10 protein-coding genes are annotated in these 14,843 nt (G+C 62.5%); 5 read left to right on the plus strand and 5 right to left on the minus strand.

The window, feature by feature from the left end; translation table 11 throughout:
• Nucleotides 1–59: 59 nt before the first annotated feature.
• From Tharo_RS15475 to Tharo_RS15495, 5 genes are all read right to left on the minus strand, one after another.
• Nucleotides 60–518 (minus strand): universal stress protein, encoded by a 459-nt coding sequence (locus Tharo_RS15475; protein WP_342749563.1) that lies wholly within the window; start codon nucleotides 516–518, stop codon nucleotides 60–62.
• The gene (locus Tharo_RS15480) at nucleotides 515–3,133 is read right to left on the minus strand and encodes an efflux RND transporter permease subunit (protein ID WP_245880931.1); all 2,619 of its coding nucleotides are present in this window, start codon (nucleotides 3,131–3,133) and stop codon (nucleotides 515–517) included. The genes Tharo_RS15475 and Tharo_RS15480 overlap by 4 nt, the downstream gene beginning before the upstream one ends.
• Entirely contained in the window at nucleotides 3,133–4,272 is a 1,140-nt protein-coding gene (locus Tharo_RS15485; protein WP_107221976.1) for a WD40/YVTN/BNR-like repeat-containing protein, read from the minus strand. Before Tharo_RS15485 ends, Tharo_RS15480 begins: the two co-directional genes overlap by 1 nt.
• Before the next feature lie 311 nt (nucleotides 4,273–4,583).
• Nucleotides 4,584–5,954: a DUF1329 domain-containing protein gene (locus Tharo_RS15490; protein ID WP_107221977.1), complete on the minus strand. Its 1,371-nt coding sequence runs from the start codon at nucleotides 5,952–5,954 to the stop codon at nucleotides 4,584–4,586.
• Nucleotides 5,955–5,982: 28 nt separating this feature from the next.
• Entirely contained in the window at nucleotides 5,983–7,677 is a 1,695-nt protein-coding gene (locus Tharo_RS15495; RefSeq protein ID WP_342749564.1) for a DUF1302 domain-containing protein, read from the minus strand.
• A 362-nt stretch (nucleotides 7,678–8,039) separates the two neighbouring features.
• Here Tharo_RS15495 and tdiS point away from each other — a divergent pair, with 362 nt between their 5' ends.
• The 5 genes from tdiS to bssA all read left to right on the plus strand — a co-directional run bounded on the left by tdiS (nucleotide 8,040) and on the right by bssA (nucleotide 14,802).
• A complete protein-coding gene (gene tdiS, locus Tharo_RS15500; protein WP_309485591.1) occupies nucleotides 8,040–9,686 on the plus strand; it encodes a two-component system sensor histidine kinase TdiS in 1,647 nt (548 codons plus the stop codon).
• Nucleotides 9,687–9,743: 57 nt separating this feature from the next.
• Nucleotides 9,744–10,427, plus strand: coding sequence for a two-component system response regulator TdiR (gene tdiR / locus Tharo_RS15505; RefSeq protein WP_107221979.1), 684 nt, complete (start codon nucleotides 9,744–9,746; stop codon nucleotides 10,425–10,427).
• Nucleotides 10,428–10,988: 561 nt separating this feature from the next.
• Complete coding sequence (bssD, locus tag Tharo_RS15510; protein WP_107221980.1) at nucleotides 10,989–11,984, plus strand: [benzylsuccinate synthase]-activating enzyme; 996 nt, start codon at nucleotides 10,989–10,991, stop codon at nucleotides 11,982–11,984.
• Between the two features lie 22 nt (nucleotides 11,985–12,006).
• Nucleotides 12,007–12,180, plus strand: coding sequence for a benzylsuccinate synthase subunit gamma (bssC, locus tag Tharo_RS15515; RefSeq protein ID WP_075147767.1), 174 nt, complete (start codon nucleotides 12,007–12,009; stop codon nucleotides 12,178–12,180).
• A 36-nt stretch (nucleotides 12,181–12,216) separates the two neighbouring features.
• A complete protein-coding gene (gene bssA, locus Tharo_RS15520) occupies nucleotides 12,217–14,802 on the plus strand; it encodes a benzylsuccinate synthase subunit alpha (RefSeq protein ID WP_107221981.1) in 2,586 nt (861 codons plus the stop codon).
• The last annotated feature ends 41 nt before the right edge of the window (nucleotides 14,803–14,843 follow it).

Consider the following 14,843-nt stretch of genomic DNA (forward strand, 5'->3'; position numbering starts at 1 on the left):
CAGCACGGCGAACTTCGCGCTCAGCGTATTTTTGGCGGCCGGGCCGGAGCGCCTACGGTTCAGCGATAAACGAGGACCGGAAGCTTGGAATGGAGCAGAACCTTTTGGGTCTGCGATCCGAGCAACAGCCCCTTTACCCCCCGATACCCGTGCGAGGCCATCACAATCAGGTCACAGCATTTCTGTTCGGCCGTTGCGATGATTGCTTCGTAGGGTTCGCCCGCACTCACCGCGATCGCCTGGCAGCGGACGCCCTCCGCCGCCGCCAGCGCCTCGGACAGAATCGACCTTGCATGCGCTTCGGCACGTGCGGCGTAGCCCTCGGGATCCATCACCCGCGACAACTCCGATTCGCCGTGAAGCAAGCTGCCGGGATCGGATTTGGCATAGAAGAACGTGAGCTCGGCGCCAATCTCGCGCGCGAGCGCCACGGCCTTGTCGACGGCACCGCAGGAAAGAGGCGAGCCATCGATCGGACAAAGTAAGTGACGAAACACATCCAGCTCCAGGGGGATCAAATCGTGGATTCTTGGAGAACCGCGGCAGCGCTCTCCACCGGCTCGCGTTGCTCGAGCTCGGGGCTTGCGGGCGAGCGCGCCGCGGCGGGAGCCGCATACCCTGCGGTCCGCGCATCGGCCACGTCGGCAAGGTCTGCACGGTCTTGCTGCGCGACCTGTTTCGGCCGCAGCAGGAAATGCCCGAGCGCGGGCAGCAGGATCAGTGCGCCGAGCATGTTCCAGCCCTGCGCGGCTTTTTTCGGCCGCAGCAGGAAATGCCCCAACGCCGGCAGCAGGATCAGTGCGCCGAGCATGTTCCAGATGAACATGAAGGCGAGCAGAATGCCCATGTCGGCCTGGAACTTGATCGGCGACCAGGCCCAGGTGGCCACGGCCAGGCCCAGGGTGATGCCGGTGAGCACCACCACCTTGCCGGTGAAGGTGAGCGCCTTGTAATAGGCTTCGGACAGGCTCATGCCTTCCTTGAGGCGGGCGAGCGTGACCGTCATCACGTAGAGCGCGTAATCGACGCCGATCCCCACCCCGAGCGCGATCACCGGCAAGGTGGCGACCTTGACCCCGATGTTGAGCCACACCATCAGCGCCTCGCACAGCACCGAGGTGATCATCAGCGGCACCACCGCACACACCACCGCCCGCCACGAGCGGAAGGTGATGAACGCGAGCACGATCACCGCCGCATAGACCAGGAACAGCATCTGCACGTTGGCCTTTCGCACCACGATGTTGGTCGCGGCCTCGATGCCGGCGTTGCCCGCCGCGTTCAGAAAGCGCACCTCCTCGGTGCCGTGGCGCGCGGCGAACGCTTCGACCACATTCACGACGCTGGCGAGCGTGTCGGCCTTGTGATCCTTCAGGTAGGCATAGACGGTGAGCAGGTCGCAGTTCTGGTTGAACATCTCGCGCGGGGCGCGGGTGATGATCGCGTTCAACATGTCCTGCGAGCGCGGGATCTCGAACCACTTCAGGCTGCCCTCGTTCATGCCCGCGTTGGACACCTTGGCCAGCCCGGCCAGCGAGCTGGTCGCCTCCACCCCGGGCAGCTGCTGCAGCTCGCGCTCGAGCGCATCGACCGCCATCAGCGTGTCGTACTGGCCGCAGGCGTATTGCGGCGTGCGCACCATGACGATGTACACGTCGCTGCTCGCGGCGTAGTTGGCGGTCATGAAGGCGTTGTCGCGGTTGTAGCGCGAGTCCGGGCGCAGCTCGGGCGCACCCGGGTCGGTGTCGCCGATCTTGAGCTGAAAGCTCACCGCGAGTCCGAGCGCCCCCATCACCAGCCCCGCCAGCACCGCGATGCGGGCCCACTTGCGCTGGGTGAAGAGATCGAGGAAGGCCCAGAACGGATGCTTGGCATGCGTGCCGCTGGCCTCCATGAGCTCGGCCTTCAGGCTGCGCTGGGCCGCCACCGGGCTCACCCCGGTGTACGAGAGCAGGATCGGCAGCAGCACGAGGTTGGTGAAGATCAGCACCGCCACCCCGATGCTGGCGGTCACCGCCAGATCCTGGATGACCTGGATGTCGATCACCATCAGCACCGCAAAGCCCACCGCATCGGCCAGGAGCGCGGTCATCCCGGCCAGGAACAGACGGCGGAAGGTGTAGCGCGCGGCCACCAGGCTGTGCGTGCCGCGGCCGATATCCTGCATGATGCCGTTCATCTTCTGCGCGCCGTGGCTCATGCCGATGGCGAAGACGAGAAAGGGCACCAGCACCGAGTAGGGGTCGAGCTCGTAACCGAGCGTGGGCAACAGGCCCAGCAGCCACACCACGGCCACCACCGAGCACGCCACCACCAGGAGCGTGCTGCGCAGGCAGCGGGTGTACCAGTACAGCACCGCGGTGCAGATGACGATCGCCACGGCGAAGAACACCATCACCTGCAGCAGGCCCTCGATCAGATCGCCCACCACCTTGGCGAAGCCGGTGACGTGGATCCGGATCGTGTCCGACTCGTATTTCGCGCGCAATTCCTCGATGCGCTGGGAGAGCGCGTGGTAGTCGATCCGCTCGCCGGTCTCGGCGATCTTGTCCTGCAGCGGCACCAGAATGATGCTCGACTGGTAGTTGGCCGCGACCAGCTGGCCGATCTCGCCCGAGCGCTCGACATTGACCCGCACCTGCTCGATCGATGCGGGCGAGCCGTCGTAGTCGTCCGGGATCACCGGGCCGCCGTCGAGCCCTTCCTCGGTGACGCCGGTCCAGCGCACCGCGGGCGCCCACAAGGATTTCATGTAGGGGCGGTCGACGCCGGGCAGCAGGAACAGCTCGTCGCTGAGCTTGCGCACGGTGTCGAGGTACTCTTCGTCGAAGATGTCCCCTTCGGTGACCGCCACGGCGATGCGCAGGCTGTTGCCCATGCCCGCGAGCTGGCTGCGGTTGTCGAGGAAGTTCACGACGTACGGGTGGCTGGTCGGGATCATCTTGTCGAACGCGGCGTTCAACTTGAGCCCGAGCGCCTGGTAGCCGAGCACCAGCGTGGCCAGCAGGCACAGCAGGACGATCAGCAGGCGGTTGTTGAACAGCACGCGCTCGGCCAGCGAACCCGAACGTGCATCGAAGTCGGCCAGGTTGGCGATCACCGCTTCGGCCGGAAGGGAATGTGCGACAGCCATTATTTGCGTTCCGTAACGACGAGTTGAGCTGCATCGACGCGGTTCAGACCGCGTGCGCCGGACAGCACCAGGGCGCCGTCCTCGATCTGCACCAGGGCGGTGACCGCGTTGGGGGCCTGGGCCTCGAGCGCGCGAAAGCTGCGCCCTTGGTCGTCGCTGCGCAGCAGGCGCCCGCTCTCGTCGGCGAGCACGACGGTGCCGTCGGCCAGGCGCAGGCCGCTGGTGAGGGTGATTTCCTGGTCGAGGGCGATCTGCGCCCAGTTCGCGCCCCCGTCGCCGCTGCGCCAGACATTGCCCCGCAGGCCGTAGGCGAGCAGCGTGTCCGGCCCGAGCGCGAGGGCGCCGAAGAAGGTGCCCGGGTAGGGCGTGTGCACTTCGGCAAACGACGCTCCGCCATCGTCCGAGCGGAACAGCGCGCCCTGCTCGCCGGCGATGAGCAGGCGGGCGCCGTCGGCGCGGACCTGATACAGGTGCTTGCCGCGCGGATTGGGCAGGCGTGCGATGAAGGCCTGCCAGGACTGGCCGCCATCGTCGGTGGTGAGCGCCAGGCCGTAGGCGCCCACCGCCCAGCCGCGGCGCGCATCGATGAAATGCACGCTCAAGAGCGGCTTGTCCGGGCCGTCCTCGACCATCGCCTGGGCCTCGCGCAGGCGCCGCTCGGCCCCGTCCGAGCCTGCCGCTGCGAGCGCCTGGGCTTCGTCCAGCGCCGCCTGCGCGCCCTGGCGGCCGTCGAGCTGGCGCACCCAGGTTTCGCCCCCATCGCGCGAATGGAGCACGATGCCGCTGTGGCCGACCGCCCAGCCCAGCTGCTCGTCGACGAAGCAGACGTCGGTGAGCGCCACGCTCGCGGGCACCGCGCGCGCCTGGCGCCAGCTCGCTCCGCCGTCGTCCGACAGCAGCACGGTGCCGCGCGCGCCCACCGACACCAGCCGCTCGCCCGCCCGGGTCACCGCCAGCTGGACCGTGCTGGTGGCGCGCACATCGGCACGGGCCGGCAGCTCCATCAGGTCCGGCACCGGCTGGCCGGTCGCCGTCGCCGCGGCTGCTGCAGCAGCGGCCGTCGCGGCCGTTGCCAGCGGGCAGATCAAGCTCAAAAGGGTGGCCGCCACCAGGGGCCGCAGCGCAATGTTCAGAACCATCCGTGCTGGTGGCGCGCACATCGGCACGGGCCGGCAGCTCCAGCAGGTCCGGCACCGGCTGGCCGGTCGTCGCCGCGGCCGTCGCCAGCGGGCAGATCAAGCTCAAAAGGGTGGCCGCCACCAGGGGCCGCAGCGCAATGTTCAGAACCATGTGGCCTACTCTCATTCGCGCTCCGTCGCGCAGCAGAAGACCCCGCGGGTCGGTGCCGTGGACGGAACGTCGTTCAACAACAAAAAACCGGGTCTGAAAAGCGGAGGGCCTGCCCGCAGCCCGGCAGCCCCTCCGGCGGCGGTCCCGCCGCCGGGCGAGATCAGCGTGCTGCGTCGGCGGCGACGGCATCCCCGGTGAAGAAGGTCTCGGGCTTGCGCGGCACGACACGGTAGGTTTCGTCGTTCAACCCCTGCACCGTGCTCATCGTGCCGGCCTGCAGGTTGAATACCGTCACCTGTTGGACCAGTAATGCTGGAACGGCGGGCACGAAGAAGTTCGGCATCTGCGAGGTGCGCCACAGCTTGCCTTCGGCGTCGTAGCCGTCCATCAAGACCAACAGCGCCGTATCCTCATCGAAGTAATACTTGCGCTTCGGCACCGCATGGCGCCTGCCTGCAACCACCGTGGCTTCGACTTCCCACACCCGGTGCAACTCCCAGCGCACCTTGGCGGGGTTCAGATGGAACTTGTCGTAGGCTTCGGAAACCGTGGCCGTGATCAGTTCATTGTTGTTATAGGGAACGTACATCTCCCGCTTGCCGACCAGCTTCCATTCGTAGCGGTCAGGATGACCGTAGAAACCTTCCACCTCGTCGAAATAGTTCGCGCCCGAGGCAACGAAGTCCGGCGTGTCGTAGGCAACGGTCGGGGCGCGGCGCACGCGGCGCTGGCCGACCAGATACTGCCAGGCTTGGCGCGGGGTTTTGGGATCGATGCCGTCGCGAATGACCAGCGACTCGCCCATTTTGAAGGATGGTGCCGTAGTACTGAAACGAAACATGGTGTATTCGCCCTTCCCGTCCTTCGACCACGTCTCCCACGACCCATCTTTGTAGTAGTAGGGTTGCTGGAAGAACATGTCGTTGCGGGTGGCCAGGGTGTGATTGCCATCCGAGGAGCCGACAATGTTCTTGAACCCAAACTCCTTCGATTCGGGTTCGACCCGCAGCAGGTAATTCCAGACCACCTCCACGCCGGTCTGCGGGATCGGGAACGGGAGGCCGCCGAAACAGCCCTCGATCGAATTACCACCTTCGATCGTCTTGCAGCTGGTCGCATTCTTGAACGTGTTTGCGGCCACGTGCTCCGGCACCGTCGCCGTGCGATGGGTCGGATAAACGTCGACACGGAACGTGTCCGGGTATTTCTTGAGCAGCGCCTGTGTGCCCTCGGAAAGCTTGTCCGCATGTTGGGCCATATTGGACGCAGTGATTTGCAGGACCGGCTTTTCATTCGGGAAGAGGTTCACCGGAATGTCGCCCACTTTCGGCCCCGCGACCGGGCCGGTCTGGCCCCCGGTCCACGCCGGAATCGTCCCGTCCTTGTTGCCGGCTTTTTCGCCGCCGAGCGGCGTCAGCCAGGTTTTGAGCTTGGCCGCTTCGTCCGCGCTCACCGCAGCCATCGTGCTCTGCATGCCGGCGCTCAGCGCCAGGATGGAGACGCACAGCAAGGTCTTTTTAAACGTGAACATATTGATCTCCTCGGTCGTTTTATAAGAATCAGAACGTGCGCTGGATCGTGAGCGATACGAAGTCGCGGTCGCCGTGGAAATTGTCATAGGACAGCTCGCCGGCCGGATTGACGATCGAACCCGAGGAGCCGACGTAGTGGGTGTAGTTCAGCCCGCCCTGCCAGGTCTTGCGGTAGTCGGCCTTCACCCCGATGCTCAGGCTGCCGCCGTTCTCCGACGGGAACAGCACGCCATTGACCGAGGAGCGTCCGGCCAGGCCGTAGTTGACGCCGATCGGCACCTGCAGATCGAGCCCGGGGACGACCTGGAAATATTCCGGCGTGAACACGAACTGGATCGCGCTGGCTTCGCGGGTGGCGTTCGGGTCGAGCGCGGCGCGGTTGTCGGTGACGCTGAGCACCCGGTTGTAGGCGAACTCGCCGACGAAAGAGGCCCCTTCCCACAGCGCATTGGCCGGCAGGACGCTGATCGCCGACAGGCTCAGATGCATCGTTTTGCCTTTCGGGAAGGTCGCATCGTCATCGTTGTCCGCCCCGCCCAGGCCGAGGAGGACGTTGCCGGTACCCACCAGCGGCTGGTTTTCGCGGAACGACAGTTCGCCCGAGACGTTCGTCTCCCCCACCAGGGTGGCAAAGCTGGCGCCGATCGTGCGGATGTTCTCCGCATAGACGAGGACATAGTCGCCATCGACGCCGCGGCCCGGATCGGCGTTCACCCCGGGGCGGATGTAGAACTGCGGCAGCTTGTCGTGGAACTGGGCGGCGTACAGCCCGTACTCGGTGTCGCCGGCACGGAACTTGACCTGCACGCCGCCCTGGCCGGAGTCCTTGGCATCGAGGTCATCGCCCCGGCGCAGCGTGCCGTTGGGGCCGAACGGTCCGTACAGGAACTCGCCGCCGGCGCCGGGGAAGTCGGCGAAGGCGAAATAGCTGCCCGCTCCCGGCAGGCGTGAGTCGCGCCATTCGTACTGGTAGTAGGCGCCGATCGAGACGTCGGCGCTGAGTTGCAGCTGCGCCGAGACCTGGCCGACCGGGCGCGCGACTTCCTTGAACTGCGAGTTCGGCACTGACAGCGCACGGGCCAGATCGAGCGGGGTCTGGGCGCCGGCGATGCCGTTGGCGCCGAAGAACAGGGTCTCGCCGTAGAGCTGGGTGAAGCGCCCCGCCTTCAGGTTCAGGCCCTTGCCGGCGATCTCGGTGCGGCCATAGACGAAGGCGTCGAGGAACTCCGCCTTGCGCCCGTGGAGCTTTTCGGTGGCGGTGGTGAATTCGTCGAAATCGGCCGAGCGCTGGTTGAGCGACCAAGCGTAGCGTTGGCTGCGGTCGTTCGATTCGTTGTACACCTGGTCGTACCAGGCGGCGCCGCTGACGCGGAAACCCATGTTGTTGCGGTAGCGCAGATCGAATTCGGAGAGCAGGTCGACCCGGTTCGAAATCAGGCCGCGGCTGAAATTGCGGTCGCCGTCGTTAGTGTTGATCTGCGCCCCCGCATCCGAGGCGGGGCCGTGGCCGTCCTGCTCCTCGACGCGCCAGCTGGCGTTGTACTTGAGCGTGTTGTCCCAGCGTACCGATAGGTCGGGGTTGCCCGTGTCGACCTTGAACGCATGGGCCTCGGGAATAAGCATGCCGCCCATGCCGAGGACGCCGACCACGAACGCTGCAAGCCCCTTTCCCGCCGCCCTGCTACCGCAATGGCGCCGCTCCAGCTTACTTCTTGCCTCCATGCTTCCTCCTGGTGTTATCCTCACACTGAACGACCGTTCAGTTGAGATGTTCTGATTATGTTTGTCGCCCCGTGGATCACGCTCCAGCCATCCCGTGACGCTCCGAAGCGACTTCAGGCGATCATTTTCCGGGACCGCTCAGCCATGCGCCCATGGATGTAAGCTAAGGGCCTTGCAGGAAGCCGGCAATTGGTGCTAACACTCGAACACTTAGGGGCAGCCCCATGTCCATGCCCGATTCCGGACTCGGCCGCGGAAGAATGCAGGTTTTCGCAAAAATCCGGGCTGCCCGGGCGTCCGCAGCACAGCAGGGTCTGGTGATCATGAACAAACGCGGCACAGAGGCAGAGGAGACAGACTCCGTGAGTGGAAACGCAATTGCATCAACCGAAACGGAAATGGAAGCGGATCACGGGAACGATCCCGCCACCGGCTACGAAGTCATCTTCCGCAACACGCCACTAGCGATTTGCCATCTGCGCAATCGTGCGTTCGTTCGCTGCAATACCCGGTTCGAGGAATTGTTCGGATACGCAAGAGGTGAGCTCGACAACAAATCGGTACGGCTGCTTTATCCAACCGACGAATCATTTCGGACCATCGGGGAAAACTATGGTCATTTCTTCGAGCGCCACGACACGTTCAAGGACGAGCGCCCGATCATCCGCAAAGACGGGTCGGTCATATGGTGCATCGTCACCGGCTCCCTGCTCGATTCATCCAACCCTCGTCTCGGTTCGATCTGGGTTGTTCAGGACATATCCGAACACAAGCGCACGGAAGACGACCTGAAGGCCAGCGTCGAGAAGCTGGAAATCCTGGTCCACCAGCGGACGCTCGAGCTACACAAGCATGTCAACAAACTCGAGCAGGAAGTCGCGACACGCAAGCTGGCCGAAGAAGTCGCCAATGAGCACAGGGAAAAATACGAGAAGCTGTTCCACATGCTTCCAATCGGAATATCGATTACCGACAACGAGGGCCGGATCCTCGAAGCCAACCGCCAGTTCACCGAACTGGTGGGGACACCCGAGAAGCCGCCCATCACCTGGCAACAACTGCCACAGCGCTTCTTCCTCAGCGACGGGACAAAAGTCGCAAGAAAAAGACTGCCCTGGCGGATTCACGACGTTCAAAAGGATTCGATCAAGAACATCGAAATCGGCATGCGTGAAGAAGAAAGTCGGAAGCAGCGCTGGCTGAGCGTCAGTTCATCTCTGCTTGAGCTGAAGGGGCAAAAAATGGTCGTGGCCGCCTTCACCGACATCACCTACCGTAAACGGATCGAGGAACTGGAAAGGCTGCGCCACGCGGAGCTCACCCGCCTCGGGCGCATCAATGCAATGGCCGGAATGGCTGCAGCGCTGGCACACCAGATGGGCCAGCCCCTCGTTTCCGCACTCAACTACCTGCAAGGCTGCCGCCTCCGGCTCGAGCACATCAGAGGAGCCGCGGAGATATCTCAATCGCTCGGCCTGGCGATCACGCATCTCGATCAGGCCGGTGAAATCCTGCGGCGGGTCAAGGATTTCGTCTGCAAGCACACGCCGGAAAGGACGCCGGAGAATATCAACGAAGTCATTCAGGACACTCTCTCCTTTCTCAGCTTCGACGTCCACCGGCACAACGTTACCGTAAATCTGCAGCTGATACCCTCTCCCCCAGCCGTCCCCCTGTGCAAGATCGAGATTCAACAGGTCCTGTTCAATCTGGTGAAAAATGGCATTGAGGCAATGTCTGAAATGGAGCCGGAGTCACGCATACTGACCATCGGAAATGAAATCTCCACAGACGGAAGATCGATGAAAATATTCGTCCAGGACCATGGGGTCGGAGTCGAGAAGCGAGCAGAAAAACGCGCTTTCGAACCTTACTTCACGACCAAACCGGACGGGCTCGGAATTGGTCTCACGATTTGCCGGTCGATCATCGAATCGCATGGCGGAGAGCTCTCTTTTTCGAAAACCGGAGAACGCGGATCGAAATTCCAGTTCACACTGCCGATATGAGAGATATTCACAATATCCGAGAAATGGCGAAACCATCAGCACGAGAAGGAGGCACTCATGCAAGCCACTAAAACCGGAAATGCATCGACTGTTTTTGTCGTGGACGACGAAGCGTCCGTCAGGGATTCGCTGACCTGGCTCCTCAATTCGATCTCACTGGATGTCCGGACATTCGAATCTGCGAAGGATTTTCTCGATGCCGACATCTCATGCACCCATGGCTGCGTGGTCCTGGATGTCAGAATGCAGAACGTCAGCGGTCTGCAATTGCAGCAGGCGCTGTCGGAAAGAGGCTTCAAGCTGCCGATCATTTTCCTTTCGGCTTACGGCGACGCCCAGATGGGCGCCCAGGCGGTAAAGAAAGGTGCATTCGATTTTCTCCAGAAACCGTACCGGAACCAGGACCTGCTCGACGCAGTAAACGCCGCCCTTGCCCTGAACCGGGAGATGGCGGACAAGCAGAATGAAAAACAGAAGCACCTCGACCTTCTTGCCACCCTGTCGCAACGGGAAATGGAAATTCTGGACAAGGTCGTTGCCGGAAGCAGCAGCAAGGAAATCGCCAAGCTGCTCGGAATCAGTTACAAGACCGTTGAAGCGCATCGCGGACGCATCATCAGCAAGCTCGGGCTCAAATCTACCGGCGATCTAATGCACTTCGTCATGCGCGGCAGCAGTCATTGCAGCGACTGTGGCCGGCAGCCCCTGCCGGGAAGTAGCCCCTGCCGGCCCGCCGCGTAGCACGGAAAGTTACCAGGCGCGCAAGATTCATGGAGTGCGGTAATGACCACGCCCGTTTTCGTGCCAAGCTCGTCATCAGCGGTCGTGAGCGCTCGATCGCCTGAACGTTGAAATCTCGTTCGCTCAGGCTTCAGCCGTGCGATATCACCGTTTGAACGACCATGCGCCGACCGCTGCAGACCGGATATGGCACTGACGGAGTGGATCATTCGCCGCCGCCGTCCCGCCAGCAACAAGCATGCGTTTCGCGGCCCGGCGGGACTCCCGTTCGGCAAGGAAATCGGGCCGCCCTCCCTGCGGCCGGCTCCGGCCCTGCCGCAGCTTTCCAACAGCCCGTCGCACCAGATAAACACTCCATAAAATCATCCACTTAACTGTTATACCCGGCAGCGCTTGCGTGACGAGATACCCTAGGGACCGCCCCCTATGGTTAGGTGTTCACACCAATTGCTGCACGATCCTGCACGGCCTAATTTAGTCCCATGGGCATCGCTACGAAGCAGCGACTGCCGGCGATCGATCCGGCCGCCACCTCGACTCACATTCAATATTGAGGCCGCAGTGAAAATTCCTCTTATTACCGAAATACAGAGGTTCAGCCTTCAGGACGGCCCTGGGATCAGGACGACCATCTTCCTGAAAGGTTGCCCACTGCGCTGCCCCTGGTGTCACAACCCGGAGACCCAAGACGCACGGCAGGAATTCTATTTTTATCCGGATCGCTGTGTCGGCTGCGGTCGCTGTGTAGCCGTCTGTCCCGCCGAAACGTCCCGCCTCGTGCGCAATTCGGACGGCCGCACGATCGTCCAGATCGACCGCACGAACTGTCAGCGATGCATGCGTTGCGTCGCTGCCTGCCTGACCGAAGCCCGCGCCATCGTCGGCCAGCACATGAGCGTCGATGAAATCCTGCGCGAGGCGCTATCCGATTCGGCGTTCTACCGCAACAGCGGCGGCGGCGTCACGATCAGCGGCGGCGACCCCCTCTACTTTCCCGATTTCACACGGCAACTCGCCAGTGAATTGCACGCCCGCGGGGTTCACGTCGCGATCGAAACCTCATGCTTTCCAAAGCAAGGAAAAGTCGTCGAATCGATGATCGGCATCGTCGACCTCTTCATCGTGGATCTGAAGACGCTCGACGCGCACAAGCATCTCGATGTCATCGGCTGGCCACTTGCCCCGATTCTCGCGAATCTCGAAACCCTGTTCGCCGCCGGGGCAAAGGTCCGCATTCATATCCCGGTGATTCCCGGCTTTAACGACTCGCACGCCGATATCGACGCTTACGCCGAGTATCTCGGCAAGCATGCAGCGGCGATCAGCGGAATCGATCTGCTCAATTTCCACTGCTACGGCGAGGGCAAATACACGTTTCTCGGCCGGGCCGGCAGTTATCAGTACAGCGGCGTGGACGAGACGCCTGCCGAAAAGATCGTGCCACTGGCGCAGGCACTGAAGGCCCGGGGGCTTGCCGTCACCATCGGCGGCATCGTGGGCATCGCCAATGGCAAGAACGAACTCACCGGGGATATCGCCCTGGAAGTGCACCACTGACCCAGCATAAGGAGGAAATCAAATGACGACCTGCAAGGACTGTGCTTTCTTTTTTTCAATTCCAGAGGACGCGGACGATTTCGAAAAATCGAAGGGGGACTGCGTGACCCAGAAGGACGATGAAAAGGGCAGGTACTGGCTGTCCAAGCCCGTCTTCGAAAACGACCAGTGTTGCGGCGCGTTCCACAAGCGCTGAACAGAACCATACGACAGAACAAGGTAGGAGACAGCAATGAGCGATGTACAGACGTTGGAATACAAGGGGAAAGTCGTTCAGTTCGCCCCCGAAAATCCGCGCGAAGCCGAGATCCCGGCCGATGAACTGCACGAACATCTGCAAAATCCGTCTACCGAGCGCACCCGCCGGCTGAAGGCGCGCTGCCGCTGGAAACATGCCGCGGCGGGCGAGTTCTGCGAGAAGGGCGTCACCGCCGGGATCGAGCGCATGCGCCTGCTCACGGAGTCGCACTGGGCCACGAGAGGAGAGCCGGAGCCGATCCGTCGCGCGCACGGATTGAAGAACATCCTCGACAAAAGCACGCTCGTTCTGCAGACCGACGAATTCATCGTCGGCTACCACGCCGAAGACCCGAACATGTTTCCGCTCTATCCGGAACTGTCCTACATGGCAGTGCAGGACTATCTGAAGAGCAAATATTCGCCGCAACCGGCCAAGGAAGCCCAGGAGATCGTCGATTACTGGAAGCCGTTCAGCCTGCAGGCCCGCTGCGAGCCGTATTTCGACCCGGTCGACCTGCACCGCGGCTACCAGGTCAGTACGATCGAAGGGCCGGTTTTCGCAACCGGCTACAACAGCGTGATTCCGCCGTACGAGACGGTGCTCGAAGACGGTTTGCAGGCGCGGATCGCGCTGGCCGAAGAGAAAATCGAGCATGCCCGTGCGGAAATGGAAAAATTCCCCTGGCACGCTCCCAGCGGTCTCGAATGGATCGACAAGATCGACAACTGGAAAGCAATGGTGATCGCCTGCAAAGCGGTCATCGCCTGGGCACGCCGTCACGCACGCCTGTGCAAGATCGTCGCCGAACACTTCGAAACCGACCCGAAACGCAAGGCCGAGCTGCTCGAAATCGCCGACATCTGCCAGCGCATGCCCGCCGAGCCGGCACGCGGCCTGAAGGACGCGATGCAGTCGAAATGGTTCACCTTCCTGATCTGCCACGCGATCGAACGCTATGCGAGCGGCTTCGCGCAAAAGGAAGACTCGCTGCTGTGGCCGTACTACAAGGCGAGCGTGATCGACAAGACTTTCCAGCCGATGGAGCACAAGGATGCGGTCGAACTGATCGAGATGGAACGACTGAAGGTCTCCGAGCACGGCGCCGGCAAGTCGCGCGCCTACCGCGAGATCTTCCCCGGCTCAAACGACCTCTTCATCCTGACCCTGGGCGGCACCAACGGCGACGGCTCGGACGCCTGCAACGACATGACCGACGCCATCCTCGAGGCGACCAAGCGCATCCGCACGACGGAGCCATCGATCGTGTTCCGCTACTCGAAGAAGAATCGCGCCAAGACCTTGCGCTGGGTTTTCGAGTGCATCCGCGACGGGCTCGGCTATCCTTCGATCAAGCACAACGAGCTCGGTGTGCAGCAGATGCTCGAGATGGCCAAATACAGCCGCAACGGCAACGGTGCAACACCGGAAGAAGCGCACTACTGGGTCAACGTGCTGTGCATGGCGCCGGGGCTGGCCGGCCGGCGCAAGGCGCAGAAGACCCGATCCGAGGGCGGTAGCGCGATCTTCCCGGCGAAGCTTCTCGAAATCACCCTCAACAACGGTTACGACTGGTCGTATGCCGACATGCAGATGGGGCCGGAAACCGGCTACGCGAAGGATTTCGCGACTTTCGACCAGCTCTGGGAAGCCTTCCGCAAGCAGTATCAGTACGCGATTGCGCTGGCGATCCGTTGCAAGGATGTCTCGCGAACCATGGAGTGCCGTTTCCTGCAGATGCCTTTCGTCTCCGCACTCGACGACGGCTGCATGGAACTGGGCATGGACGCGAACGCCCTGTCGGAACAGCCCAATGGCTGGCATAACCCGATCACCTCCATCGTCGCAGGCAACTCGCTCGTCGCGATCAAGAAGCTCATCTACGACGAGAAGAAGTACACCATGGCCCAGCTCATGGACGCCCTCCAGGCGAACTGGGAAGGCTACGAGGAGATGCGCCGCGACTTCAAGAATGCGCCGAAGTGGGGCAATGACGACGACGACGCAGACGTGCTGATCAGCCGCTTCTACGAGGAAATCCTCGGCGGCGAGATGATGAAGAACATCAACTACTCGGGCGGTCCGGTGAAGCCTACGGGGCAGGCGGTCGGCCTCTACATGGAAGTCGGCTCGCGCACCGGCCCCACTCCGGACGGGCGCTTCGGCGGCGAGGCGGCTGACGACGGCGGCATTTCTCCGTATTCGGGCACCGACAAGAAGGGGCCGACCGCCGTGCTGCGCTCGGTGTCCAAGGTGCAGAAGAACCAGAAGGCCAATCTGCTCAACCAGCGTCTGTCGGTGCCGATCATGCGCAGCAAGCACGGCTTCGACATCTGGCACGCCTACATGGACACCTGGCACGACCTCAACATCGACCACGTGCAGTTCAACGTGGTCAGCACCGAGGAGATGAAGGCCGCGCAGCGCGAGCCGGAAAAGCACCAGGACCTGATCGTGCGCGTATCCGGCTTCAGTGCCCGCTTCGTGGACATCCCGACCTACGGCCAGAACACGATCATTGCCCGCAACGAGCAGAATTTCAACGCACAGGATCTGGAGTTCCTGAACGTCGAACTCTGACAACGTGAGCCGGGAGGAGGATATCTCTCTCCCGGCTCATC

It is taken from the genome of Thauera aromatica K172 (genome assembly GCF_003030465.1).
Lineage (GTDB): Bacteria > Pseudomonadota > Gammaproteobacteria > Burkholderiales > Rhodocyclaceae > Thauera > Thauera aromatica.